We start from the raw sequence: 24,930 nt of genomic DNA, 5'->3' as shown, positions 1-24,930 counted from the left end.
GCTCTGGCCTCTCTGGGACATCGGGGTCGCGGATCGTTCGGGGATGCTGCCTGCTGCTGCTGTGCCGCCATTCAGTATGGCGTTTCCCGGGCTATCCAAAGGTGCCACTCGGGTAGTTGCGGACATATGTCGTTCCGTTGGCCACCACTGTGACACGCAGCACCGGCGATGCCTGGGTCGCGACGCAGCTCGCCGTCTGGCCTGGCGCGGGCATCGGGTTCTCGGCGCCGCCGTCGCAGCTGTACGTGACCGCTGTGTACGAGCCGGTCGGCCAACTCGTCCACGTGAACGTGTTGCTCGGCGCGTCGTAGTGCGTGTTGCCGAGGGCGGTGCTCACGGCGACCCCGTTGATCCGCTTGCTGAACTTCGGATCGGTGTCACTGTTGCAGATCTGCGTTCCGCCCGGATAAAGCTCGCACACGCTCAGGACGGTGAACGTCAATCCTGTTCCGTAGTGATCGCCGAGCGAGCCGATCAGAGCGCCTGTCGTGCCGTTCAGCGAACCGGTCTCGGAGACGCCGTTGTCGCCGTCGAGCTGATAGTTCACGACCGTGCTGCCCCCACCGCTGCCGGGCGTGTACGTGAGGCCGGTCAGGGTGAAGTCGTACAGCCCGTTGTTGTCGTCATCGTTCGGCAACGCGCTGAACGTGGCGTTCGTCGGCGTACTGGGGGCCTGTCGCGGTGTGGCCGTCACGACGCCGCTGGCCGTGCATCCCTGACCGTTGTACGCGTAGACCATGAATGTGTAGTCGCGACCCGGCGTGAGACCGCTGAACGACACCTGCCCGGCGCTGGTCTGCTTGAACCGGGAACTCTGCGGGTCGACGTGAAGCACGGGGCTTCCGCTCTCGACGCCGGAGACGGAACAACTCGGCTGGGCGCCGCCCTCATAGACCGCGGCGTAGAACGAGCTGATGCCTTGACCGTTGTCGGTGAACACCCCCGGCCAGCTCAGGGTCGCCGACCGTCCGTCGGTGATGCTGGGTGTGACGACGGGCGCTGTGCCCGTCAGGAGCGGCGCGCCGGCGGGTACCGCGCTCCCCTGCGTCTGGTTCCAGGTGGTGCGCCCCGCGTAGAAGTCGTTGCGCGCAGCGATGGCGAAGCCGATAGGGGCACCGTTCGCGATGCCCGCGTCGGTGACGTTCAGCGAGTACTGCGTTCCGACGGGGTCGCTGCGCAGCGCCATCTGCGACGCGGTCGTACCGCCGACGGTGATCAGGTAAGACGTGATCGGGCTGGAACCCGGAACGTCGGCCGGCTTCGTCCAGGTGAAGCGCAGGCCGTGGTCGAGCGGGGTCCACGAGACGTTCGTCGGCGCGTTCGGCACCACATCCGACCACACCGGCTCGGAATACGCCGTCGGATCGGAGAGCCCGAGCGCGTTGCGAGCACTGACGGCCACCGTGACCGCGTTCGTCGGCCCGTTTCCGGGGGTCGGAACGGTGCAGGAGGTCGTCGTGCACTGCGTCGTCGAGAAGACCTGGCCGGTGTCGGCGCGGGTCACCGTCACTTGGAATCCGGTGATGGGTGAATTGTTGAATGCACCAGGAATCCACGAGAACCCGAGAGCGCGGTCGGCGAAGGAGGTGACCTGCACGGTGGAGACAGGCTCGGGCCTGTCCTGCACCGAGATCGTCACGGTCCCCCAGGTGTACCGGTCGCTGTCCCCGGTCGCGTCCGCCACCTCGTACTGCAGTGTCGTGTCGGCGGCGGCCGCCGAGTCGGACACCTGGATGTTCAACGTCGACTTGTCTGCGCTCGGCGTGATCTGCACGCCCGCGGGCAGGTTGCCCGAGTCGAGTCCGCGCACGCCGATCACCTTGAGCGGCTTGCCCGGGAACGGGTTCGTCGCCGCGTCGTTCGCGAGCACGTCGTACGTCGTCGTCTTCCCCCTCGGCGCGATGACGCTGTCAGCCTGCGGGGAGGCGAGGGGGCGGGTCGACGGCACGACGTTGAGGTCGATGCGTCCCGCCTGTCCGGTGTTCACCGCATCCTTCACGCCGATGGCGATCGACGGCTGCGCACCCTTGGCCGTCCCCTCCGCGACGTCGATCGTCAGCTTCTGCCCTTTCAGCGACAGGGCGACACCGTCCGGTTTCGGGTCCTGGATCGTGTACTGCAGTTCGCCCTGGTCTTTCGCGTACGGGTAGCTCGTGAGCTTGGTGAGGTCGACCGTCTTGGACTGCCCCGGCTCGAAGTCGATCAGGGCGCCCGTGAACGCAGGCGGCTGGTTCTTGCGCGGTGTCACCGTGATCGGCAGCACGATCGTCGCGACGTTCCCCTTCGGATCGGTCGCCGAGGTTCCGTCCGTCACCTGGAACGAGATCGAGGCCGGCCCGAAGTACCGCGGGCTGCTGGTGAACTGCAGCGTGTCGTTGCTGACGACCAGGTCGTCGCCGTTCGCATGGGTCGCCCGCACGGTGGCCGCGTCGGTGAGTCGTACCTTGCGATTTCCGACCGCGACGATGTAGTCGTTGAGCTTGATCGTCAGCGACTTCTCACTCGACACCGAGAGCTTCGGAGCACCGCGCTTCAACTGGGGCAGAGCGTCGTCGTAGCCGGGAACTCGGACGAAGGCGTATCCCGAGAGGGACGCGTCGTCTGGGTTGGTGACCTTGAACGGGATGATCTGGCTCTGAGCGCCCACCGTGACCCTGATGCGCTTCGACGCTGTCACCTGCGCCGAGCTCGAATACCCGGGAACCACCTCGAGCTTGAGATTCGAGACCGGCCCGTCGGCGAAGAACACGTTGGCCAGCACGTTCACGTTCACGTGCTGCTTGCCGAGGATCTCGGAAAGGCCGAGCACGGTGTCGTCGGCGACGGGCCGCGCGAGCGGAGCGGTCTTGGAGACGCTCACCCGCACGAAGTTCTCGCTCGTGCCGCCCCGCTCGTTCTGGATCGTGTAGAGGAACGAGTAGACGCCCTCCTCCTTCGGCGCGGTCACGACGACGAGTTCGCCCTGAATCTTGGCCTTGGCATTGCCGTCGAGCGAACTGACCTTCGTGACGGTCAGCGGGCTGCCGTCGGGATCGCTGTCGTTGGCGAGCACCTGGATGGACAGCGTCTTGCCCGGACGCACGCTGACATCGTCCTCGATCGCCACCGGATTGCGAGCGCCGTCCACCCGGGCCGCGATGCCGATGCGCACCGTTCCGGTCGCCCGCGCCCCGAGCGCATCCACCACGGCGTAAGTGAACGTGTCGGTGCCCGCGGCGTACTCACCGGCCTGGAAGTCCATCCAATCGGGTCCGGATGCGACGACCGCACCCTTCTGCGGGTTCGTCTCCTGCCCGATGAACTGCACCGAATCGCCGTCAGGGTCGATCCCGGACAGCGGGATGGTGATGCGCACAGTGTCGCCGGCGAGCACGCGCGCGGTGACCGTCTTCGGCACGGGTGGATTGTTCGTGGCCTCGTCGCGTTCGCGCACGGAGATCGTCACGTCCGCGGTCGCCCACTGCCCGTCCTCACCGGTGACGCGATACGCCGCTGTGAAGTTTCCCGGCTTCGACGGAGCGAGATAGCGCAGGGAGTCGCCGCTCGCGAAGAGCAGGCCGGCCCCGGCCGGCAGCGGTGTCGCCAGAGCGGGATCGAGGGTGAGCTTGTCGCCGTCGGGCTGGATGTCGTTGGTCAGCACCGGGATGTCGACGACGTCGCCGACACGCACAGAGATCGAGTCGGGGGCCGCGATCGGCGGTTGATGCACGGTCAGCGAAGGCAACTGCACGACCGTCACCGTTCCCTGCACGTCGGCGAGCCCGTTGCTCAGCGTGTAGTGGAAGTCGATGGGGCCGTCGAGCGGCCGGCCGAGGGTCACCCGCAGTGTGCGCTGCCCGAGGATCTCCACGCGCACACCGGTGGAGACCGGCGGGGCCGTCACACCGGTGACGAGCAGCACGCCGCCGGACGGGTCGATGTCGGTCGAGAGCACATCCACGTCCTGCGTGCTCTGCTCCCGGATGAACGCGGTGTGCGGCACAGCGATCGGTGCGGTCTTGGCGCCGGGCGGGGCCGTGACGTCGATGCGCACGGTTCCAGTGGTGGTGATGACCCCATCCGTCACCGTGTACTCGATGTTGTGCGTGCCGACCTGCCCGCTCTCGAACCGGAAGGTGCCGCCCTGGTAGTCGGGCGTCGTCGTCGCATCGGCCTTGGTCGGGACGCTGCTCAGGCGCACGGTCCCGGATCCGCCGCGCACGTGGTCGAGCGGCTGAACCGTGATCTCCTGGTCCTGGTACGCGAGCACCGCGAACGGGTCCGCGATGATCGGCACCTGGCCGGGAGCGCGCACAGTCACCGCGAGGGTTCCGGTGCCCTGTGAGCGGGCATCGGAGACGACGAGCGAGACGTCCTTGAGATCGCCGCCGGCCGCATGGTCGGAGAACGCCACCTGGCCCTGCGGCGTGTACGTCACGGTGTCCGGGGCGACCGCGGCCGCACCGGCCAGGAAGAACGAATCCCCGTCGGGGTCGTAGCAGTCACCCAGCACCTGGGCGGTCACGCGGCCGCCGGTCTGCACGACGGCCTTGGCCGTGCGCGTGCAGATGGGAGGCGAGTTCTCGGTCGGCTGCCGAACCGAGACGACCACGTGCGCGCTGGCGGTGCCGCCACGCCCATCGGAGATCGTGTAGTCGAAGGCGATGGATCCGCTAGCACTCGCCGGGAGGGTGATCTGCAGCTGCTGATTGCTATTGGTGAGTTCGAGCGTTCCCTGGTCGTCGGCGATGGCCGTGAACGAGTCGATAACGAGCACGTCGCCGTTGGGATCGTAGTCGTTGAGGAGCACGGGCAGCGGTGTCACGCGCCCGGGCCGCGCGCCGAAGGAATCGTCGACGGCGACCGGCGGCTGCTGCTGCTTCTCGTACTGCGGCGGGGTGTCCTGCTTGCTCTGGTCGACCTGCTCCTGGGTGTCCTTCTTCGAGACCAGGTCGTCCCAGTTGTCGATGCGCGTGTTGCCACTCTGAACGGCCCATGACACACCCGACTTCGCGTCGTTCAGAACCACCCGGTCGCCGTTCGCCCGGAAGGCGAATGCGGCGCCGGTCGGAACCTCGCCCAGCGTTCCGCGTTGGGTGCCGCCCGCGGCCGGGCAGTCCCGCCAGGTGGTACCGCCCGTCCAAGCCGCGTACGTGCATCCGGCGACCGTGATCGGGGCTGCGGGCGAGCCCGTCTGACCTGTGACCGCTCGTGTCGCACGGCCGGTTTCGAGCGGCACGCGGATCAGACCTGTCGACGTAGCGATCGAAACGCTGTCCCCCGCCGCGCTGGGCTGCTGGAGGACGGCTGTCGAGCCCGTCGGGAGCACATCGGTGAGGTCGACGGATCGGGTCGCGGTGTACAGCATGCGCTGATCGGGATCGAAGAGGGCCCACTGCCCGCCGACCACGGTCATCACGGCGTTAGTGCCCGTACCGGTGGTCGCGACCTTCTGCGAACTCGTCGCCGGTTCATCCCCGCTGATGTCGATGCGGGTGACCATGCGGGTGTCGGGCAGGTACGCGTAAAGCACCCCGGCGGGGTCGAGGGCGGCGACCGCCCGGCCGCCGAGATCGATGGTCGGCGCAGATCCGGCGTTGAAATCCTCGAGCTGCGAGACGGTCGTCAACCAGAGCTGGCCTGTCGTCTGCGAGAGGAGCGAGACTTGGTTGCCGGCGAGCTGCACGGCAGGATCCCGTGGGGGCAGTGCCACCGTCTTGCCCGCTTCCGACGTGGCGGGGTCGACCACGGCGAGCGTGTTCGCCTCTTGGTCGATCAGGAGCACATTCGCGCCGTCCTGCACCACGTTCAGCGCCTCGCCCGTGCCCGAGACGACAGAGTTCAGCTTCTCGATCTCGGTGTTGGCCCGGCCGAGCGCCTTCTTCGTGTCACTCGCGACCCACACCGCGGCGTCACCGAGTTGCATCCGCTGAGCGCTGTACCCGCCCGAGACGACGGCGAGTGTGGTGACCAGGGCGACCACTGCCGTACCGCTCGTCGCCGTGGCGACGAGCGACTTGTGGGCGGCCAGCCACCGGCCGATCACGAGCTGCCTGCCCTCTCGACGCACTTCTGTCCGCTGGGCGCGCCGGTCTTGCCGTCCCGGTTCACCGTGACGGTCACGCAGACGGTCTCGCCCTCCTTCGCGTCCACCCGGAACTCGGTGGCGTGCTGGATGCTCGGCGGCTGATCCCCCACCGCCACCTGATACGTGTCGTCGGGTTGCAGTCCGGGGTCGCTCCACGTGAAGACGATCGTGCTGTTGGAGACGCGTCCGGAGAGGTCGCGCACCGTCGGGATCTCGCTGTTGCTCGAGACCTTGACGAGTACGAGCGTCGCCGTGACCACGAGAGCTGCGACGAGCACCGCGCAGACCGAGACAGCGAGCACGAGGGGTCGCGACCAGCGGCGCCGGGCCGGCCCGGGCCCGCTCGGCTGACTCCCGACGCTCTCTCGAACGACCGTGCTCGTGGGCGCGCGCGTGAGAGTCTGCGAGACGGACTGCCGACGCCTGCGCCGAGCCCCTGACGGGTCGATGGAGACGACACCCTTGATCCGGGTGCGGTCTTCCGGGTCGTCGGCGGTGGCGATGGCCCAGTCGTCCATGGCCACCTCGATCGGAGTCTGTGCGAGTCCGAGCTCCGTCTCCACCGCTTGCAGCTCGCGGATGAACTCGAGCACGCTGCGCTGGCGGTTGGAGGGCTTCTTGGACATGGCGCGCAACAGCACCTGCTCGAGCCGCGCGGGCACATCCTCACGCCCGATCGGCTGCGGGCGCCCCTTGGTGATGCGCTGGATGAGTTCCGAGGAGGTGTTCTCACGCCCCGGCAACTCGAACGGCGACCGTCCGGCGAGCATCGAATACAGGGTCGCGCCTAGCGCCCACACCTCGCTCGCGATCGTCCCACTCGTCTCGTCGAGCAGCACTTCGGGAGCGGACCACGGGATCGAGAGCCCGATCGCCTCGGTGACGTCCGCCTCGCCCAGCGTCGCTGCGATCCCGAAATCGCTCAGCACAGGATGCCCGTAAGCGGTCGTCAGGATGTTCGACGGCTTGATGTCGCGATGCAGTACGCCCGCGCGGTGCGCCGTCTCGACCGCACTCGCGATCCGTACCCCGATGCTGAGCACCTCGGGGACGGCGAGGGGCTCCATGCGGTAGCGCTGCCCGATCGCCGCGGAGCAGAGCTCCATGACCAGATACGGACGCCCGTCGGCGGACACACTGGCCTGGTAGACGGTCAGGATCGAGGGATGCGTGCTCAACTGAGCCATCAGGTTCGCCTCGGCCTGGAACATCTGCTTGACCTGGCTCGTGACCACCTCGGCCAGCATCACCTTGACCGCGACTTGACGCCGTGGAAGGTTCTGTTCATAGAGGAAGACGTCGGCGAAACCGCCGGACCCGAGCACGCGGACATAAGAGAACCCGGGAAGGTTCGGCGGCTGTGACGGCAAGCGCCGGGCCATATCGCCTCCCGGTTCGACTGGTGCACCGTTCGATGCTGATGGACGTGGGTGTCAAGTACGCCGCGCACGCCACTCGGGCTTCTCCGGCAATGGTTTCCCCATTGTAGGCAGCGCCTCAGGGCCTGCCGAGGCCCTTCGCCCGGACTGGGGGCAGTTATCGCACCCCCAACTCGGGGGACACCTTGTACCCCGATCAGGGTCGAACGTCAGTGGCGGCGAGCTGCCCGGCGGGCAACACCCTCTCGATGCGTGCCGCTCTCCGGCGTCGCCAGCACGTCGACGACGACAACGGTGACGTTGTCGCGGCCGCCGTTCCCGAGCGCCGCGTCCATCAACTGCTGCGCTGCGTCGAGTGGGGAACTTCCCTCGCCGAGGAAATGACGGATGCCGTGCTCGGTCAGCTCCTTCGTGAGACCGTCCGAGCAGACCAGAAGGCGCGATCCCGCGACGATCGGGAAGAGGAAGAAGTCGGGCACAGGGTCCTCGTTGAAACCGACGGCCCGCGTGATCACGTTGCTGTGCGGATGCACCTCGGCCTCGGCCGGCGTGATCGCGCCCGCATCGAGCAGTTCCTGCACGATCGAGTGGTCGAGCGTGAGCTGCTCGAGGGCTCCGTCACGAAAGTTGTACACCCGGGAGTCCCCGATGTTGAACACGAGCCAATAGGGTGCGTCGTCGACGAGGGTCAGAGCGATGCCGGTGACCGTCGTCCCCGTTCCGAGGTCGGTGTGCCCGACCCCGCGGCCCATGTCATCGACGGCCGAGCGGAGTGCCGAGGTCAGAGCCTCTTCGCCGACGAAGTCGACCGAGACCTGTTCGGCGAGCCGTGTGACGACGGCGGTGCTGGCGAAGTCACCGGCGGTGTGGCCGCCCATGCCGTCGGCGACAGCGAAGATCGGAGACCGCGCGAGCAGGCTGTCCTCGTTGACCGATCTCCGGTATCCCTTGTCGCTGAGAGCTGCCCAGGACAGGCTGATGCGCGCGTCTGGGGCACCAGGCACGACCACGTTGTGGCGTCTGTTGCTGCGACCGATCTGGGTCACTCGCGTCCTCTTCTAGTCGTGACGGGAGAACCGGTTTTCACGATTCATCCGGAGCGGCGGTGATCTCGATGATATTACCGTCGCCGATCTCAACGATGGCACCGGGCAGCACCACCATCGACTGGCCGGGACGCAGCCGGGAGCTCGTACCGCCGAGCGGACTCACCACCGTGCCGTTGGTCGATCGCAGGTCGGTGACGACGACGGCGTCCCCCACCTGCTCGATCTGCACGTGCGTCGACGAGACCTGGTGGTCCGGCGACGAGACCGCGACGAGCCTCGGCTGGGCACCGGATGCGACCCTGAGCGGCGCCGGACGCCGCCCGACCAGGGCGGGGACGTCGAGAGCGAAACTGTCCCCCGAACCGAGTCGGATCGAGAACCGGGGCGGTGGCGCGGGCAGGGCGACGGGCTGCGTGGCCGGGAAGCTGTCCACATCCGAGAACGCGGTGGTCGCCCTCGGCGTGTCGGCGGGCGGTTCGATGTCTACGGCACCGGGCAGCTCGTGCGCATCGGGGACTTCGTGCGCGTCGGGGACGTCGGCTTCGGGATGCGCGAACAGGCTCACGCCGCCGCGCGGCCGGATGATGGTCTCGTCTGCACTTTCTTCGGGCGCCGCGCTCTCTGGCGGCGCCAGGCTCTCCCTGGCCGCCGGCGCGACGGCCTCCCGGGCTGTTCTCTTGAGAACGGCCGACGACCAGACGAGCAGTTCGCCATCGACGATGCCTGTTCCGAGCGGAAGCGAATCGACGGTCGCCTGCGCGACGGGACCGGTCACGAGATCATCGCCGCCGACGACCAATCCGGTCACCGAACGGAATTCGGCGAGCACCCACGGCTGAACGCCACCGGCCGCGAACCGCCGCGACCCACCCACGGAGAAGACGTCGACCACGGCAGCGCCGCGCACGACGGCGGTGACGACGATCTCGCCCGCCGCGTTCGGCTCGCCCAGTTCGGCGACCGCGAACGAGCGCACCGCATCCGGACCCGTGAGAGGGAAAGCGCCGACGACGGACTCGATCGTCGCGAGTTCCGACTCAGCCAGCCACCACAGCGATTCGAGGATCTCGTCGGAGACCGAGCTCTCGAACGCGGCGACGAACCTCTTGCCCGCGACGAGGAGCAAGTCACGCGAACCGGTCGACGGCGCGTACCTGGTGAAACCGGGAGTCACCCCTGGCCCTCCCGCTTTCTTGTCCGGCCGCCGACCCCGAGTGGGCTACGAGCCGATGTAACTCATGACGTGCTTGATCCGAGTGTAATCTTCGAAGCCGTACGCCGAGAGATCCTTGCCGTAGCCGGAGTGCTTGAACCCGCCGTGGGGCATCTCCGCGACGAGCGGGATGTGCGTGTTGATCCACACGCAACCGAAGTCGAGGTTCTTCGCCATCCGCATCGCGGTGGAGTGGTTCTGTGTCCAGACGGATGAGGCCAGCCCGTACTGCACGCCGTTCGCGAACCGCAGGGCCTCGGCTTCGTCGCCGAACTTCTGCGCCGTGATCACAGGGCCGAAGATCTCGTTCTGCACGGCCTCGTCATCCTGAACCAGATCCGAGACGATCGTGGCCTCGTGGAAGTAGCCGCGGTCGCCCTGACGGTGACCGCCGAGCGCCAGGGTCGCGTGGTCGGGCAGCCGGTCGATGAAACCCTGCACCTTCGTGAGCTGGGCGGCGCTGGAGAGCGCACCGAACAGGATGCCGTCGTCGGTGGGCGCACCGGTCTTGGCATTGTCGCGGGCGTACTCGGCGAGCGCGGCGACGAACTCGTCGTGGATGCCCTCCTGAACGAGCACGCGGGTCGCCGCCGTGCAGTCCTGGCCGGCGTTGTAGAAGCCGGCCGTCGCGATACCCTCAGCCGCGGCTGCGATATCCGCGTCATTGAAGACCACGACGGGCGCCTTGCCACCGAGTTCGAGGTGGACGCGCTTCAGATCGAGCGCTGCCGAGCCTGCGACCTCCATTCCGGCACGGACAGAGCCGGTGATCGACACCATCTGCGGGATGCGGTCGGCCACGAGCGCGCGACCGGTGTCCCGGTTGCCGGTGATCACGTTGAACGCTCCGGCAGGGAAGAACTCCGAGCCGATCTCCGCCATCAGGAGCGATGACGACGGCGTCGAGTCGCTCGGCTTCAGCACGACGGTGTTTCCGGCTGCGAGAGCGGGCGCAATCTTCCAGATCGCCATCATCATCGGGTAGTTCCACGGTGTGACCTGACCGATCACGCCGATCGGCTCGCGGCGCACGAACGAGGTGTGGTCCTTCATGTACTCGCCGGCTGACTTGCCCTCGAGGTTGCGGGCGGCGCCCGCGAAGAACCGCACCTGGTCGATCATCACATCGACCTCGTCGGGCACGACCCCGGCGCGGGGCTTGCCCGTGTTGCTGACCTCGACGTCGGCTAGCTCCTCCGCGCGCTCCTCGAGCGCATCGGCGAACTTGAGCAGGGCGAGCTGACGCTCTCCTGGGGTGGTCTCTTTCCACGTCGCGAACGCACCCGCCGCAGCGCGGTACGCGTCGGCGACGTCCGCCTCGGTTGAGACGGGCGTGGTGGCGATGACCTCTTCTGTCGCCGGATCGATGATCTCCAGCCGCTCCGTCGCGGCCGAGTCGACGTAGTCGCCACCGATGAAGTTCTTCAGTTCCCGGATGCTCATGGCAGTCCCTTTCAGCTCTCGCAGTCTCGTTCGGTCTTGCGTGTCTGTTGGCGCAAAAGCTACCCGATGTAGCTCATCACATGCTTGATGCGCGTGTAGTCCTCGAACCCGTACGACGACAGGTCCTTGCCGTAGCCGGAGTGTTTGAACCCGCCGTGCGGCATCTCGGCCACGATCGGAATGTGGGTGTTGATCCACACGCAGCCGAAGTCGAGGTTCTTCGCCATCCGCATCGCCCGGCCGTGGTTGGTGGTCCACAGAGAGGAGGCCAGTCCGTACTGGACGTCGTTCGCCCACCGGAGCGCTTCGGCCTCGTCGGTGAACCGCTGAACCGTCTGCACCGGCCCGAAGATCTCGTTCTGCACCGCCTCATCGGTCTGGGTCAGTCCCGACACGATCGTCGCCTCGTAGAAGTAGCCGCGATCGCCCTGGCGGTGACCGCCCAGTTCGACGGTGGCGTGGTCCGGGAGCCGGTCGACGAATCCCGAAACCTGAGCCAGCTGGTTGGCGTTGTTCACCGGACCGAACAGGATGCCGTCCTCCTGGGGTCCGCCCGTGCGGGCGTTCGCCCGTGCGTACTCGGCGAGCGCGGCGACGAATTCGTCGTGGATGCCCGCCTGGACGAGTAGCCGGGTGGCCGCCGTGCAATCCTGGCCGGCGTTGAAGTATCCGGCGGCGACGATCCCCTCGACGGCCGACTCGATGTCGGCGTCGTCGAACACGATCACGGGCGCCTTTCCGCCGAGCTCCAGGTGCACCCTCTTCAGATCGAAGGATGCGGCGCGCGCGACCTCCATCCCGGCTCGGACAGACCCGGTGATCGAGATCATCTGCGGAATGGGGTTGTCCGTCATCGCAGCACCGGTCGTGCGATCGCCTGTGACGACGTTGAGCACGCCCGGCGGCAGGAACTCGGCGGCCACCTCGGCGAGCAGCAGTGTCGACAGCGGGGTCGTGTCCGACGGCTTCAGCACCGTGGTGTTGCCCGCGGCGAGCGCCGGGGCGAACTTCCACACCGCCATGTTGAGCGGGTAGTTCCAGGGGGTGACCTGCCCGACCACGCCGATCGGCTCGCGGCGGACGAACGAGGTGTGGTCCTTCATGTACTCGCCGGCCGACTTGCCCTCGAGGCTGCGGGCGGCGCCCGCGAAGAAGCGGATCTGATCGACCGACAGCAGGATCTCGTCGTCGACGAGCGTCGCACGCGGCTTGCCGGTGTCCTGCGACTCCGCGTCGGCGAACTCCTCGGCCCGCGCCTCCATGGCGTCGGCTATCCGGAACAATGCGAGCTGTCGTTCGGCCGGGGTGGTCTCGCCCCACACCTCGAAAGCGCTCTGGGCCGCCGTGTACGCGTCGGCGACATCCTGAGCCGTCGAGACGGGCGATGTCCCGTAGACCTCCTCGGTGGCGGGATCGACGAGCTCGATGCGTTCGGTCGCGCGCGAGTCGGAGAAGTCACCGTTGACGAAATTGCGGAGTTCGCGCGTGGTCATGCCGGGAGTCTACTGATTTCGACAGCGAAGTGAACAGAAATGTGCGGATTCCCTTGCAGGAGGCCGTCTCCGCTGACACAATCGCTCCATGAGCACCCCCGCGCCACGTCGCCGGCCAAGCATGCGCAGATCGATGAGGTCTCCAAGGCGATCATCGAGCAGCTGCAGGTCGACGGTCGTCGGTCGTACGCGGAGATCGGCAAGGCCGTCGGTCTCAGCGAAGCGGCGGTACGTCAGCGCGTGCAGAAGCTGACCGAGTCGGGCGTGATGCAGATCGTCGCCGTCACCGATCCGATGCAGCTCGGCTTCTACCGGCAGGCGATGATCGGCGTGCGGGTGACAGGCGACACGCGCGCCGTCGCCGACAAGCTCGCCTCGATGCCTGCGGTCGACTACGTGGTCCTCACTGCAGGGAGCTTCGACATCCTGGCCGAAGTCGTCTGCGAGAACGACCTCGATCTGATCAACATGCTCAACTCCGAGATCCGGACCCTCGACGGCGTGCTGTCGACCGAGACGTTCGTCTATCTCAAACTCCACAAACAGTTCTACAACTGGGGAACACGGTAACCATGACATCCGTAGAAACGGTCGACGCTTCGTCCACCGCGGCAGACGCCGCACTGCAGGCCAAGGCCAGGGATCACCTCTGGATGCACTTCGCCCGCCAGTCCGTCATGGAAGACGGCCCCGGCGTGCCCATCATCACGAAAGGCGTCGGTCATCACATCTGGGACTCCCAGGGCCGCAAGTACATCGACGGGCTCTCCGGGCTCTTCGTGGTGAACGCCGGTCACGGTCGCAAGCGCCTCGCCGAGACGGCGGCCAAGCAGGCCGAGGAGTTGGCGTTCTTCCCGATCTGGTCGTACGCGCATCCGAACGCCATCGAGCTCGCCGACCGCCTCGCCCACTACGCGCCCGGAGATCTGAACCGCGTCTTCTTCTCCACCGGCGGCGGCGAGGCGGTCGAGACCGCCTTCAAGCTCGCCAAGTACTACTGGAAGCTGCAGGGGCGTCCCACCAAGCACAAGGTGCTCTCGCGTGCCGTGGCCTACCACGGCACTCCTCAGGGCGCGCTCGCGATCACGGGCATCCCCGCCATGAAAGAGATGTTCGAACCGGTGACCCCGGGCGGGTTCCGCGTGCCGAACACCAACTTCTACCGCGCGGCCGAGATGGGCGCACCGAGTGACGACATCGAGGCGTTCGGCGTCTGGGCGGCGAACCGCATCGAGGAGATGATCCAGTTCGAGGGTCCGGAGACCGTCGCGGCGATCTTCCTCGAGCCGGTGCAGAACTCGGGCGGATGCTTCCCTCCGCCTCCCGGATACTTCCAGCGCGTCCGCGAGATCTGCGACAAGTACGACGTGCTCATGGTGAGCGACGAGGTCATCTGCGCCTTCGGCCGCATCGGCCACATGTTCGCCTGCGACGAGTACGGCTACGTGCCCGACATGATCACCTGCGCCAAGGGCATGACCAGCGGGTACTCCCCATCGGCGCGACGATCATCAGCGACAAGCTCTACGAGCCGTTCAAGCACGGCAACACGTCGTTCTATCACGGCTACACGTTCGGCGGGCATCCTGTTTCGGCTGCCGTCGCCCTCGCCAACCTCGACATCTTCGAGGAGGAGAAGCTGAACGATCGCGTTCGCGTGAACTCGCCGCTGTTCCGTGCGGAGCTCGAGAAGCTGCTGACCCTCCCGATCGTCGGGGACGTTCGCGGAGACGGCTACTTCTTCGGCATCGAGCTGGTCAAGGACAAGAAGACGAAGGAGACCTTCGACGACGACGAGTCCGAGCGTCTCCTCCGCGGATTCCTCTCCAAGGCGCTCTTCGAGGCCGGGCTGTACTGCCGTGCCGACGACCGCGGCGACCCCGTCGTGCAGCTCGCTCCGCCGCTCACCATCGGCCCCGCCGAGTTCACCGAGATCCGTCAGATCCTCGAATCCGTCCTCACCGAAGCGTCCAACCACCTCTGATCGACGACGGTGGCGACGGGATACGAGCGGGTCGGGCTCTGGTTCGAGTCGATCAGCGAGCCTGAGCACGGGTTCCCTGCACGGCCGGGGCTCGGCGACGACATCGACGTCGACGTGGCTATCGTCGGCGGCGGCCTCACGGGGCTGTGGTCGGCGTACTACCTGTTGCTGGCCGACCCGACCCTGAAGATCGCGGTACTGGAGAAAGAGATCGCCGGGTTCGGCGCATCCGGACGCAACGGCGGTTGGTGCTCGGCCCTCTTCCCGCTCTCGGCCACCGCTCTAGAGGGCCGTTACGGCTTCGAGGCGGCTGTCGAGCAACGGCAGGCGATGGTCGACACAGTCGACGAGGTCGGTCGCGCCGCCGAGGCCGAACGCATCGACTGCGACTACGTCCGCGGCGGAACCGTGACGTTCGCGCGGACTCGCGTGCAGATCGCCGGGGCCCGAGCCGAGTTCGAGGAATCCGAGCGCTACGGCGTCGACCGGGTGGCGTTGCTCGGCACCGAGACCGTGCGCAGCCGTTTCGGGGCTCAGGATGCGCTGGCCGCGACATTCACACCGGCCTGCGCACGCATCCACCCCGGCAAGCTCGTGCGGGGACTTGCGCGAGCGGTCGAACGGCACGGGGCGACCATCTACGAGGGTATCGAGGTGCTGTCCTGGGAGCAGGGGCGGGTGTCCGTGCTTTCCGGCGGTGTTCCGCGCACGATCCGGGCGGGCACGGTCGTCAACGCCACCGAGGGCTACGGCTCGGGCATCGCACAGGTCGGTCGGCGCATCCTGCCCCTGTACTCCCTGATGATCGCGACCGAGCCGCTCTCGGAGGAGACCTGGGAGCGCATCGGGATCCAGCACGGTCAGACCTTCGCGGATTTCCGGCACCTGATCATCTACGGTCAACGCACCGCCGACAACCGCATAGCGTTCGGCGGCCGTGGTGCGTTCTATCACGCCGGCAGCGCGATCCGTCCGGGCTACGACCGGGTCGAGCGGGTGCGCGAACACCTGCGCCACGCCCTCGTCGACCTCTTCCCGGATGTGGCGGATGCTCGCATCACCCACCACTGGGGCGGCCCGCTCGGCATCCCTCGCGACTGGCACGCGAGCGTCGGGTTCGATGCGGATCGTCGCGAAGCCTGGGCGGGCGGCTACGTCGGCGACGGGCTCAGCACGACGAACCTCGCCGGGCGCACGGTCGCCGACCTGCTCGGCGGCAAGCGCACCGCACTCACCCGCCTGCCGTGGGTCGGTCACCGCTCCCCGCGCTGGGAACCCGAGCCGCTCCGGTTCGCCGCCGCCAACGCCGGTCTCGTCGGGATGCAGTTCGCCGACATCGAGGAGCGTGTCACGCGCCGCCCCTCCGTCATCTCCCGCATCATCGCGCCCTTCACCGGCCACTGACGCCTGCCGCGGACGCCGCACGCCCCCGGCGCCCCGCGCATCCCGCGTGCCGCGCACCCCGAAACAACGAGGGGTCGCAACACGCCGTCACGCGCTCGGCGCTGACGGCGTGTTGCGACCCCTCGATGGGTTGGGCTCGGGTTCGGGTCAGACCTCGTCGATGACGGGCGCCGCGAACTGCGCGTTGTAGAGCGTGTAGTACGCGCCGCCGGCGGCGAGCAGCTCGGCGTGGGTGCCCTGCTCGACGATCCGGCCGGCCTCCATGACCAGGATGAGGTCCGCATCCCGAATCGTCGACAGGCGGTGCGCGATCACGAAGCTCGTGCGATCGGACCGCAGAGCTGCCATCGCCTTCTGCACCAGAACCTCGGTGCGTGTGTCGACCGAGCTCGTGGCCTCGTCCAGGATGAGCACGCTCGGCCGGGCGAGGAACGCCCGTGCGATCGTCAGCAGCTGCTTCTCACCGGCGGAGACGTTGCCGCCCTCGTCGTCGAGCACAGTGTCGTACCCATCGGGCAGGGAGTGCACGAAGCGGTCGACGTACGTGGCGCGGGCCGCGTCGAGGATCTCCTCCTCCGTCGCATCCGGACGCCCGTACGCGATGTTGTCGCGGATCGTCCCGTTGAACAGCCAGGTGTCCTGCAGCACCATCCCCATTCGGCCGCGCAGGTCACGCCTGGTCATCGACGCTATGTCGACGCCGTCGAGCGTGATCCGGCCGCTGTCGAGCTCGTAGAAGCGCATCATCAGGTTGACGAGGGTCGTCTTGCCGGCGCCCGTCGGTCCGACGATCGCGACCGTCTGTCCCGGCTGCGCCACGAGGGAGAGGTCCTCGATGAGCGGCTTGTCTTCGACGTACCGGAACGACACGTCCTCGAAGGCCAAGCGGCCCTTCGTGCCCTGGGGGCTCTCGGGGTGCTCGGGATCCGGGGACTGCTCGTCCGCATCCAGGAGCTCGAACACCCGCTCGGACGACGCGACACCCGACTGCAGCAGGTTCGCCATCGACCCCAGCTGGGTCAGCGGCTGGGTGAACTGACGCGAGTACTGGATGAACGCGGTCACGTCACCGAGCTGCATCGCGCCGGTCGCAACTTGCAGTCCGCCGGCCACCGCGATCACGACGTACATCAGGTTTCCGATGAACATCATCGCCGGCATGATGATGCCGGAGATGAACTGGGCGCCGAAGCTGGCCTCGTACATCTCCTCGTTCTTCAGCCGGAACTGCTCCTCGACCTCGCGGTGGCGACCGAAGACCTTGACGAGCGCGTGGCCGGTGAAAGCCTCCTCGATCTGCCCGTTGAGCTCGCCGGTGTTCTTCCACTGGGCGACGAACAGCTTCTGCGAGCGCCTCGCGATCAGCATCGTCACCACCAGGGTGAGCGGGATGGTGATCAGTGCGATCACCGCGAGCAGCGGGGAGATGACGAACATCAGCACGACCACGCCGATGACCGTGAGCAGCGACGTGAGCAACTGGCTCATCGTCTGCTGCAGGGTCTGCGAGATGTTGTCGATGTCGTTCGTGACCCGGCTGAGAAGCTCGCCGCGCTGCATCCCGTCGAAGTACTTGAGGGGAAGCTTGTTGATCTTGGTCTCGACCTCTTCGCGCAGACGGTAGACCGTGCGCTGGGTGATCCCGTTGAGCACGTATGCCTGGAGATAGCTGAACACCGACGACAGCACGTACAGGGCGAGCACCCACATCAGGATCGTGCCCACAGCCGTGAAGTCGATTCCGGCGCCGGGCGTGAAAGTTGTGCCGCTGAGCAGATCCGCGAACTGGGTCTGGTGCGCTGCGCGAAGTCCCTCGATGACCTGCTCCTGCGTCATCCCCTTCGGGAACTGCATCGAGAGCGCCCCGGCGAAGACCAGGTTGATCGCGTTGCCGAGCAGTTTCGGCCCGAGCACCGCGAACAGCACGCTCACGATCGCGAGCAGTGTCACGAAGACCATGCCCCAGGCCTCGGGACGCAGCCGACCGGCGAGGCGCTTGGCTGACGGCCAGAAGTTCATCGACTTCTCGACGGGGCCCTGCATCCCGCCGAACGGTCCACCGCCGCCGGGACCGCGACGCGCGGGGGACGGACGGGAGCCTGCTGCTCGGTGTCGGTCTCGGTGTCGCTCATGCTGCTTCCTCCGCGGTGAGCTGCGAGGAGACGATCTCTGCGTACGTCTCATTGGTCTCGAAGAGTTCTTCGTGCGTTCCGCGGCCGACCACGCGGCCGTCGTCCAGCACGATGATCTGGTCGGCGTCGACGATGGTCGACACCCGCTGCGCGACGACGATCATGGTGGCGTCGGCGACGTCGCGGCTGAGCGCTGCCCGCAGCCGCGCATCCGTCGCCGTGTCGAGAGCCGAGAACGAGTCGTCGAAGACGTAGATCTCGGGCCGCTTCACGAGCGCTCTCGCGATCGCCAACCGTTGTCGTTGACCGCCGGAGACGTTCGTGCCGCCCTGAACGATCGGCGCGTCGAGCTTGTCGGTCATTGCTTCGACGAAGTCCTTGGCCTGGGCGACCTCGAGGGCGTGCCAGAGTTCCTCGTCGGTTGCGTCGGGCTTGCCGTACCGCAAATTGCTCGCCACCGTGCCCGAGAAGAGGTACGGCTTCTGCGGGATGAGCCCGATGCGCGACCAGAGCAGGTCGGGGTCGAGCTCGGCCACGTCGACGCCGTCCACGAGGACGATGCCACTGGTGGCGTCGAACAGCCGCGGGATGAGGTTGACGAGCGTCGTCTTGCCGGCGCCGGTGCTCCCGATGATCGCCGTCGTCTTGCCGGTCTCGGCGAGGAAGGTCACGTCACTGAGCACCGGCTGCTCGGCTCCCGGATACGAGAAGCCGACGTCGACGAACTCGAGTGTCCCGTGGGACTCTAGGGTCGTCACCGGGTTCTCGACAGCGCGCACCGACGACTCTGTGCCGAGCACCTCGCCGATGCGATCGGCGCAGACGGATGCGCGCGGCACCAGCACGGCCATGAACGTCGCCATCATCACCGAGCTGAGGATCAGGATGAGGTACTGCAGGAACGCGGTCAGCGTTCCGATCTGCAGCGAGCCGTCCTGCACGCGGAATCCGCCGAACCAGATCACGGCAACGCTCGACACGTTCAGCACGAGCATGACGATCGGGAACATCAGGGCGAACAGACGGCCGGCGCGGAGGGCGGTATCCGTCACGTCCTCGTTCGCCTTCTTGAACCGGTTCGTCTCGATGTCCTCGCGCACGAACGCGCGAACGACCCGGATTCCGGTCAGCTGCTCGCGCAGCACACGGTTGACGCTGTCGATGCGGGTCTGCATCTTGCGGAACAGCGGGATCATGCGCGAGATGATCAGGCTGACGGCGATCAGCAGCACCGGTACGCTCACGACGATCAGCCACGACAGCGTCAGATCCTGCTGCAGCGCGAGGATGATGCCGCCGATCGCGAGAATCGGCGCAGAGATCAGGAGGGTGCACGTCATCAGCACGAGCATCTGCACCTGCTGCACGTCGTTCGTGTTGCGGGTGATCAGCGAGGGCGCCCCGAACTTCGACACCTCTCGCTCGGAGAAGACGCCCACCTTCTGGAAGATCGCACCGCGCAGGTCGCGACCGACCCGCATGGCGACCTTGGCACCGAAGTAGACCGCGGTGATCGAGCAGGCGACCTGCAGCAGGGTCACGCCGAGCATCTCGGCGCCCACCATGATGATGTAGCCGGTGTCGCCCTTGGCGATGCCGTTGTCGGTGATGTCGGCGTTCAGCGTCGGCAGCCACAGCGAGAGCAGCGACTGCGCCAGCTGGAAGATGATCACCCCCGTGAGGAGCGGCCAGTGCGGCCGCAAGAACTGGCCGAGCAATTTGAGCAGCATGGGTCTCCCTAGAGTGCTGAGGATGCGATTGGTGCGGAGGTTGGTGCGGTTGCCGAAGCGGTTGCCGAAGCGTTTGCCGGAAAAGATGCGGCCGGCGCGGTGAGATCGAGATCCTCGGGCGCGTCGCCCGCGATCCCGACGAGGACGATGCGCGCCAGCTCGTCGATGCTGAACTCGACGCCCTCGTTGAGTGCAGGGAAGGCGGTGGCGAAGCTGATCAGCCGCAGGATGTAGCCGATGCGCTCCGCAGGCCAGTTGAGCCTGTGCATGTCGGGTTCCAGGATGCTGCCGATGATCTGCGCGAAGTAGTGCCGTTCCTGAGGTACCGGCGGCCGCTGACCGCCGATGACGGCCATCAGACGCATCACGCTCTGGAAGCGGTCGCGCAGGAGGAAGATGATCGCTCGCACCTTGTGCTTGAGCGGCAACGCCGGGTCGATCGCGCGAAGGGCGTCCCGGAGGGGTTCGGGATCGAGGTATTTCTCGATCGCCGCCTGCACGAGCGTCTCCTTGTCGCCGAACGCTCGGAAGATCGTGCCTTCGGCGACACCCGCCGCCTCGGCGATCTGTTTGGACGTCACCGCCCGACCGTGCTCGATGAGGAGCGGGATGACGGCGTCGATGATCATCGCCTGCCGCTCCTCGACGGAGAGCGGCTGCGCTCGACGACCGGCTCCGGGCTTGTCCGACGGGTCGTTCGTCGGCTGAGCTGCACTATCCACAGGGGTGATCCTAGGCGGAGTGAGTGCTCACTCACAAGGTCGGATCCGTTCGCTCGGCGCGAACGGATCCGGCGCTGTCGTCGTCAGGCAGGCGAACCGGCGGAGAACAGAGCGGTGATGGCCGCGATGTCTTCGTCGGTCGCACGCCAGGCCGTTGCCGCCTCGGCGTTCTGCACGATCTGCTCGGGCTTTGTGGCTCCTGCGATGACACTGGTGAGCCCCGGCTGGGCGAGAAGCCAGGCGAACGTCGCCTCGAGCATCGACACCCCGCGCTCGTCGCAGAACGCCTGGTACTGCTCGATGACGTCCCACGGAGCATTGTCGACGAGGTGCTTGCGGATCATCATGATCCTGCTGTCGGCGGGGCCGCCTTCGCGGGTGAACTTGCCGGTGAAGAGACCGTTGTACAACGGGAAGTACGGCAGGAACCCGAGCCCGTACTTGTTCACTGCAGGCAGCACCTCCCTCTCGGCATCCCGAGCGAGCAGGCTGAACTCGTTCTGCGAGGAGATGAACCTGGGGTGGCCGTTCAGCTGGGCCGTGAACTCGGCCTCGGCGATCTGCCAGCCGGCCAGGTTGGAATGGCCGATGTAGCGGATCTTGCCTTCAGCGATGAGGTCTTCCAGCGTCGCCAGGGTCTCTTCGATCGGCGTGATCGGGTCAGGTTGGTGCAGCTGGTAGAGGTCGATCCAGTCGGTCTGCAGCCGGCGAAGCGACGCCTCGACGGCGAGACGGATGTACCGGCGCGATCCGCGCACGCCCCAATCCGGTCCGTTGGCGCCCGCCATGTCCATCCCGAACTTCGTCGCGAGCACGATCTTCTCGCGCTTGCCGCCCCGAAGCGAGTTGCCCATCAGCGTCTCCGACAGGCCGCGCTCCGCGCCGTAGATGTCCGCCGTGTCGAAGAAGGTGACCCCCGCATCGACGGCCGCGTCGATCACCGCATCCGTTCCCTCCTGGCTTTCGGATGCGGTGCCCGTGCGTCCGAAGTTGTTGCAGCCGAGGCCGATGGTCGAGACGATGAGCCCCGAGTTTCCGAGTGTGCGATAGTCGATTTCTGCCATGCTTCGAGTCTATTTGCCCTCGCGAACGCTCCTCCCCAGGGCAGCGAAAAGTGAGGTTGTCCCCAATGTCCGATTTCCGCGAGTGAGCGTCGGTGGCAGCCCCTAGAGTCGGAACATGAGCACTTCCTTCGCCTATCTCACACGCATGAGCAGCCCGATCGGGCGCCTCGAAATTACGAGCGACGGTCAGTCCATCACCTCCCTGTCGATCGAACGCGGCGGTCACCTGCCGCTCGAAGAGCATCCCGAGCGCAGCACCGCGGTTCTCGAGCTCGCCGTTCAGCAGCTCACCGAATACTTCGCGGGCGACCGCAAGAACTTCGAGCTGCCGGTGGAGCCGGCCGGGTCGGAGTTCCAGCGCGCGGTCTGGCAGCGCCTCTCCGACCTGCAGTACGGCCAGTTCCTGTCGTACGGCGAGCTCGGCGCCGAGATCGGGCGCCCGGGTTCCGGCCGAGCCATCGGCGGCGCGGTCGGCGCCAACCCGATCCCGATCATCATCGGCTGCCACCGCATCCTGGCCTCCAACGGCAAGATCACCGGCTACAGCGGCGGTGAGGGAGTCCCCACCAAACTGTGGCTGCTGTCCCACGAGGGGATCATGCTGGCCGCATGAGCGACGCAGTCATCACTGGAGAAGACGGCCTCGCCCGCTGCTCCTGGGCGGCCACCGACCCTGAGTACCGGCGGTATCACGACGAGGAATGGGGCGTGGAGCAGCGCGACCCTCGCGCTCTCTACGAGAAGCTCTGCCTGGAGGGGTTCCAGGCCGGGCTCTCCTGGATCACGATCCTGCGCAGACGCCCGGCCTTCCGTGAGGTGTTCCACAACTTCGAGGTCACCGACGTCGCGGCCATGCAAGAGAGCGATGTCGAACGACTGCTCCAGGATGCGCGGATCATCCGCCATCGCGGCAAGATCGAGGCGACCATCGCGAATGCCCGAGCCGTCCTGGCGCTCGACGAGAGCCTCACCGACCTGATGTGGGGTTTCGCGCCGCAGCCGGGAATCCTGCCGCGCCCGAAGGAGTGGGGCGACGTGCCTGCCGTCACTGTCGAATCCACCGCGATGAGCAAAGAGTTGCGTAAGCGGGGATTCAAGTTCGTCGGGCCCACGACCATGTACGCACTGATGCAGTCGACCGGCATGGTCGACGACCATTTCGTGGGCTGCTTCCGCGCATCCTGACGCTGGGCTCGTCCGACACGGGGCTGGAGGTGAATGGGTCGGGCCGACGACGGCACTCGGTTCTCCGGTTCGGATTCTCGCTCGCGAGGCCCAGTCCGCACGTGCCCGACCGCAGGCGGAAATGATTGATCTCGCGAATCCAAACGTTCGAGGTCGGCGTGAGGGGATTCACGCCGGGTTACCGCTACGTCGGCCCGACAGTTCGGCGGGGCAGAGCACTTCGCGACTGTGCGAAAGCGCTACACCACCTCGGCTGCTAGCTCCTCCTCTGGCTCGCATTGCCCGATACGAAGCTGTGATTGAGCTTCACCTATGTATGAGTTTATCTCAGTTTCCTCAGGTCCACCACTGATTCGCGCAACACATTGCGTCGATGCAGCAATTTCCGGTGACCAATTCGGGGGTGAGGTGCTGAGAGCGCACCCGAAGCGACTGCCGACTAGCGCAGAACCGCGATCAGCTTGCCCGGCTCGCCCGCGACTTCCGGGACGACGAGCTCGAGTTCCCCGCCGTCGGCGGCGACAGTGAGGTCGTAACCCTCCGCCCGCGCCCAGGATAGAAGCTCGTCCGTCGTGCTGAAGTCGACGCCCGCCTCGATGAGAGCGCGGGTGAACAGGCCTTTGGCCTGCTTGTTGAAGTGGTTGAGCGCGCGCACGGCTCCGCCCGCATCCCGAGCCAGAACTCGCACATAGTGAACGTGGTCACGCACGGGCGTCGGACCGAGCGCTGCATAGCCTTCCGACCGCAGGTCGAGGATGAGACCATCACGATCGGCGAGTGCTTTCGCCACCGCTGGGGCCCACTGCTTCTTGAGCGTGGGCACGTCCTTGGTCACCGACAGTCGCGAGTCGAAGGACAGCCGGTAGGCCGGGATCTCGTCCCCCGCGGCCACGAGACCGAGCAGGGCCGAGTGGACTGCGACGTTCGCGTGCGCGAAGTCGCGCTGGTCAGAGGTCAGAGCACCCGCATCGAGAGCGTCATAGAGCACCCCGGTGTACCGCGAGAGCGCTGGCATCGTCGCAGCCTTCGGGATGGCCCGGTTGCGGTCGACCTCGCCGGCCTGCTTGGGTCCGAGCTTGAGTGCCCGGATGGTCGCCTCGCGATTGCGCGACAGCGCAGCGACGGCTCGAAGCACCGACCGCCGGACGCGCGTTAGCTCGGGAAAGGCGAGCGAATCGAGCGCGAGCGGATCCCCCGCTCCCCCGTCGCGCTTGGTCTCGGAGGGAGGAAGAAGGATGAGCACGTCAGCCTTCCAGGAAGGCCAACGCGGTCTCGACGTTCTCGCCCAGCGGAGCAACCGTGTCGAGGGTGATGCGCGGCATGGCCGCACAGGCTCCCCGCCACTCGGAGTACTCCTCGATGCTCTGCTCGACGGCGTATGCGCTCAGCAGTGGACTGCGCTTCGCCAGCCGCTCCTGGTGCAGGGAATCGTCGGAGCAGACGACCTCGATCACGCGCAGCTTGACGTCGGAGCGCTCGGCGAGGTCTCGCCACTGGAGCCGGGCCGGTTCGACCGCGTTGACCGCATCCACGATCACCGAGTGACCGGAGAGCAGCACCTGCTCGGCCATGGTCTCGGCGACGAGGTAGGCGGCGAGCCCGGTGGGCTGGTCGGACTCGATCCCGGCACGTAGGATCGAGGCCTCGATCGGGTCGACCGAGACCGTCGTCGCTCCGAGCCGGGCGCCGATGATCTCGGCGAGAGTGGACTTGCCCGAACCGGGCAAGCCCGCCATTGCGATCAGAACGGGGACGCGAACATCCCCGAACTGCCGATCCATCGTTCCCCCCAGCTCAGCCAAACTCAGACCAGCTCAGCCTGCCGGGCCACGATCGTGACGGTGTTGTTCTCGACCGAGAGGAAGCCGTCGTCGGCCTGAGCCGTGATCGACTCGGAGCCGTTGACGGTCACACGCACCTCGCCCTGGGCGAGGATGGCCAGCAGCGGCTCGTGACCGGGGAGGATACCGATCTGACCCTCCACGGTCCGAGCGACGACCATGTTCGCCTCCCCCGACCACACTTCGTGATCGGCGGCGACGACGCTGACGTTGAGGACAGCCAT

17 protein-coding genes and 1 pseudogene are annotated in these 24,930 nt (G+C 66.9%); 5 read left to right on the top strand and 13 right to left on the bottom strand.

The window, feature by feature from the left end:
- Nucleotides 1-91: 91 nt before the first annotated feature.
- The 6 genes from ACQ86A_RS08380 to ACQ86A_RS08355 all read right to left on the bottom strand — a co-directional run bounded on the left by ACQ86A_RS08380 (nucleotide 92) and on the right by ACQ86A_RS08355 (nucleotide 12,644).
- On the bottom strand, nucleotides 92-6,049 hold the full coding sequence (locus tag ACQ86A_RS08380; protein ID WP_431280087.1) for an Ig-like domain-containing protein: 5,958 nt from the start codon (nucleotides 6,047-6,049) through the stop codon (nucleotides 92-94).
- Nucleotides 6,022-7,392 (bottom strand): serine/threonine-protein kinase, encoded by a 1,371-nt coding sequence (locus ACQ86A_RS08375; RefSeq protein ID WP_431280086.1) that lies wholly within the window; start codon nucleotides 7,390-7,392, stop codon nucleotides 6,022-6,024. Before ACQ86A_RS08375 ends, ACQ86A_RS08380 begins: the two co-directional genes overlap by 28 nt.
- Before the next feature lie 263 nt (nucleotides 7,393-7,655).
- Complete coding sequence (locus tag ACQ86A_RS08370) at nucleotides 7,656-8,492, bottom strand: PP2C family protein-serine/threonine phosphatase (protein ID WP_431280085.1); 837 nt, start codon at nucleotides 8,490-8,492, stop codon at nucleotides 7,656-7,658.
- 37 nt (nucleotides 8,493-8,529) lie between these two features.
- Nucleotides 8,530-9,669 carry an FHA domain-containing protein gene (locus ACQ86A_RS08365; protein WP_431280084.1) on the bottom strand — a complete coding sequence of 380 codons (1,140 nt, stop codon included), beginning with the start codon at nucleotides 9,667-9,669 and terminating at the stop codon, nucleotides 8,530-8,532.
- A gap of 45 nt (nucleotides 9,670-9,714) precedes the next feature.
- Complete coding sequence (locus tag ACQ86A_RS08360; RefSeq protein WP_431280083.1) at nucleotides 9,715-11,151, bottom strand: gamma-aminobutyraldehyde dehydrogenase; 1,437 nt, start codon at nucleotides 11,149-11,151, stop codon at nucleotides 9,715-9,717.
- 59 nt (nucleotides 11,152-11,210) lie between these two features.
- Nucleotides 11,211-12,644 carry a gamma-aminobutyraldehyde dehydrogenase gene (locus ACQ86A_RS08355; RefSeq protein ID WP_431280082.1) on the bottom strand — a complete coding sequence of 478 codons (1,434 nt, stop codon included), beginning with the start codon at nucleotides 12,642-12,644 and terminating at the stop codon, nucleotides 11,211-11,213.
- Between the two features lie 39 nt (nucleotides 12,645-12,683).
- Here ACQ86A_RS08355 and ACQ86A_RS08350 point away from each other — a divergent pair, with 39 nt between their 5' ends.
- From ACQ86A_RS08350 to ACQ86A_RS08340, 3 genes and pseudogenes are all read left to right on the top strand, one after another.
- The gene (locus ACQ86A_RS08350) at nucleotides 12,684-13,214 is read left to right on the top strand and encodes an Lrp/AsnC family transcriptional regulator (protein WP_431280081.1); all 531 of its coding nucleotides are present in this window, start codon (nucleotides 12,684-12,686) and stop codon (nucleotides 13,212-13,214) included.
- A gap of 2 nt (nucleotides 13,215-13,216) precedes the next feature.
- Nucleotides 13,217-14,628 (top strand): annotated as a pseudogene (locus tag ACQ86A_RS08345) (aspartate aminotransferase family protein).
- Nucleotides 14,629-14,637: 9 nt separating this feature from the next.
- A complete protein-coding gene (locus ACQ86A_RS08340) occupies nucleotides 14,638-16,032 on the top strand; it encodes an NAD(P)/FAD-dependent oxidoreductase (protein WP_431280080.1) in 1,395 nt (464 codons plus the stop codon).
- Nucleotides 16,033-16,179: 147 nt separating this feature from the next.
- On the opposite strand, the gene ACQ86A_RS08335 is transcribed toward ACQ86A_RS08340, so the two are convergent.
- The 4 genes from ACQ86A_RS08335 to ACQ86A_RS08320 form a co-directional block, all read right to left on the bottom strand.
- Complete coding sequence (locus ACQ86A_RS08335) at nucleotides 16,180-18,075, bottom strand: ABC transporter ATP-binding protein (RefSeq protein ID WP_431280079.1); 1,896 nt, start codon at nucleotides 18,073-18,075, stop codon at nucleotides 16,180-16,182.
- 85 nt (nucleotides 18,076-18,160) lie between these two features.
- On the bottom strand, nucleotides 18,161-19,894 hold the full coding sequence (locus tag ACQ86A_RS08330) for an ABC transporter ATP-binding protein (RefSeq protein ID WP_431280078.1): 1,734 nt from the start codon (nucleotides 19,892-19,894) through the stop codon (nucleotides 18,161-18,163).
- 8 nt (nucleotides 19,895-19,902) lie between these two features.
- The gene (locus tag ACQ86A_RS08325; protein WP_431280077.1) at nucleotides 19,903-20,616 is read right to left on the bottom strand and encodes a TetR/AcrR family transcriptional regulator; all 714 of its coding nucleotides are present in this window, start codon (nucleotides 20,614-20,616) and stop codon (nucleotides 19,903-19,905) included.
- 83 nt (nucleotides 20,617-20,699) lie between these two features.
- Nucleotides 20,700-21,680: an aldo/keto reductase gene (locus ACQ86A_RS08320; protein WP_431280076.1), complete on the bottom strand. Its 981-nt coding sequence runs from the start codon at nucleotides 21,678-21,680 to the stop codon at nucleotides 20,700-20,702.
- 115 nt (nucleotides 21,681-21,795) lie between these two features.
- Between ACQ86A_RS08320 and ACQ86A_RS08315 the strand changes: the two genes are divergently transcribed.
- Nucleotides 21,796-22,293 carry a methylated-DNA--[protein]-cysteine S-methyltransferase gene (locus ACQ86A_RS08315; protein WP_431280075.1) on the top strand — a complete coding sequence of 166 codons (498 nt, stop codon included), beginning with the start codon at nucleotides 21,796-21,798 and terminating at the stop codon, nucleotides 22,291-22,293.
- Nucleotides 22,290-22,865 carry a DNA-3-methyladenine glycosylase I gene (locus ACQ86A_RS08310; protein WP_431280074.1) on the top strand — a complete coding sequence of 192 codons (576 nt, stop codon included), beginning with the start codon at nucleotides 22,290-22,292 and terminating at the stop codon, nucleotides 22,863-22,865. The genes ACQ86A_RS08315 and ACQ86A_RS08310 overlap by 4 nt, the downstream gene beginning before the upstream one ends.
- 439 nt (nucleotides 22,866-23,304) lie before the next feature.
- Here the strand turns inward: ACQ86A_RS08310 and ACQ86A_RS08305 are convergent, their stop codons facing one another.
- From ACQ86A_RS08305 to ACQ86A_RS08295, 3 genes are read right to left on the bottom strand one after another with little or no spacing between them, the layout of a single operon-like run.
- Nucleotides 23,305-24,108: a YaaA family protein gene (locus tag ACQ86A_RS08305; RefSeq protein ID WP_431280073.1), complete on the bottom strand. Its 804-nt coding sequence runs from the start codon at nucleotides 24,106-24,108 to the stop codon at nucleotides 23,305-23,307.
- A 1-nt stretch (nucleotide 24,109) separates the two neighbouring features.
- A complete protein-coding gene (locus ACQ86A_RS08300) occupies nucleotides 24,110-24,646 on the bottom strand; it encodes an AAA family ATPase (RefSeq protein ID WP_431280072.1) in 537 nt (178 codons plus the stop codon).
- Between the two features lie 23 nt (nucleotides 24,647-24,669).
- Nucleotides 24,670-24,930, bottom strand: coding sequence for a F0F1 ATP synthase subunit epsilon (locus ACQ86A_RS08295; protein ID WP_431280071.1), 261 nt, complete (start codon nucleotides 24,928-24,930; stop codon nucleotides 24,670-24,672).

Source organism: Leifsonia poae (assembly GCF_050632195.1).
GTDB lineage: Bacteria > Actinomycetota > Actinomycetes > Actinomycetales > Microbacteriaceae > Leifsonia > Leifsonia poae_C.
Note: the sequence above shows the minus strand (reverse complement) of the source record. Positions and strands in the feature narration are given on the sequence as shown.

Excerpts from the sequence above, each read along its gene's own strand:
- ACQ86A_RS08360 (WP_431280083.1), bottom strand. The coding sequence starts at position 11,151 with ATGAGCATCCGGGAACTGAAGAACTTCATCGGTGGCGACTACGTCGAC.
- ACQ86A_RS08355 (WP_431280082.1), bottom strand. The coding sequence starts at position 12,644 with ATGACCACGCGCGAACTCCGCAATTTCGTCAACGGTGACTTCTCCGAC.
- ACQ86A_RS08350 (WP_431280081.1), top strand. The coding sequence starts at position 12,684 with ATGTGCGGATTCCCTTGCAGGAGGCCGTCTCCGCTGACACAATCGCTC.
- ACQ86A_RS08335 (WP_431280079.1), bottom strand. The coding sequence starts at position 18,075 with ATGCAGGGCCCCGTCGAGAAGTCGATGAACTTCTGGCCGTCAGCCAAG.
- ACQ86A_RS08330 (WP_431280078.1), bottom strand. The coding sequence starts at position 19,894 with ATGCTGCTCAAATTGCTCGGCCAGTTCTTGCGGCCGCACTGGCCGCTC.
- ACQ86A_RS08320 (WP_431280076.1), bottom strand. The coding sequence starts at position 21,680 with ATGGCAGAAATCGACTATCGCACACTCGGAAACTCGGGGCTCATCGTC.
- ACQ86A_RS08315 (WP_431280075.1), top strand. The coding sequence starts at position 21,796 with ATGAGCACTTCCTTCGCCTATCTCACACGCATGAGCAGCCCGATCGGG.
- ACQ86A_RS08310 (WP_431280074.1), top strand. The coding sequence starts at position 22,290 with ATGAGCGACGCAGTCATCACTGGAGAAGACGGCCTCGCCCGCTGCTCC.
- ACQ86A_RS08300 (WP_431280072.1), bottom strand. The coding sequence starts at position 24,646 with ATGGATCGGCAGTTCGGGGATGTTCGCGTCCCCGTTCTGATCGCAATG.
- ACQ86A_RS08295 (WP_431280071.1), bottom strand. The coding sequence starts at position 24,930 with ATGGCTGTCCTCAACGTCAGCGTCGTCGCCGCCGATCACGAAGTGTGG.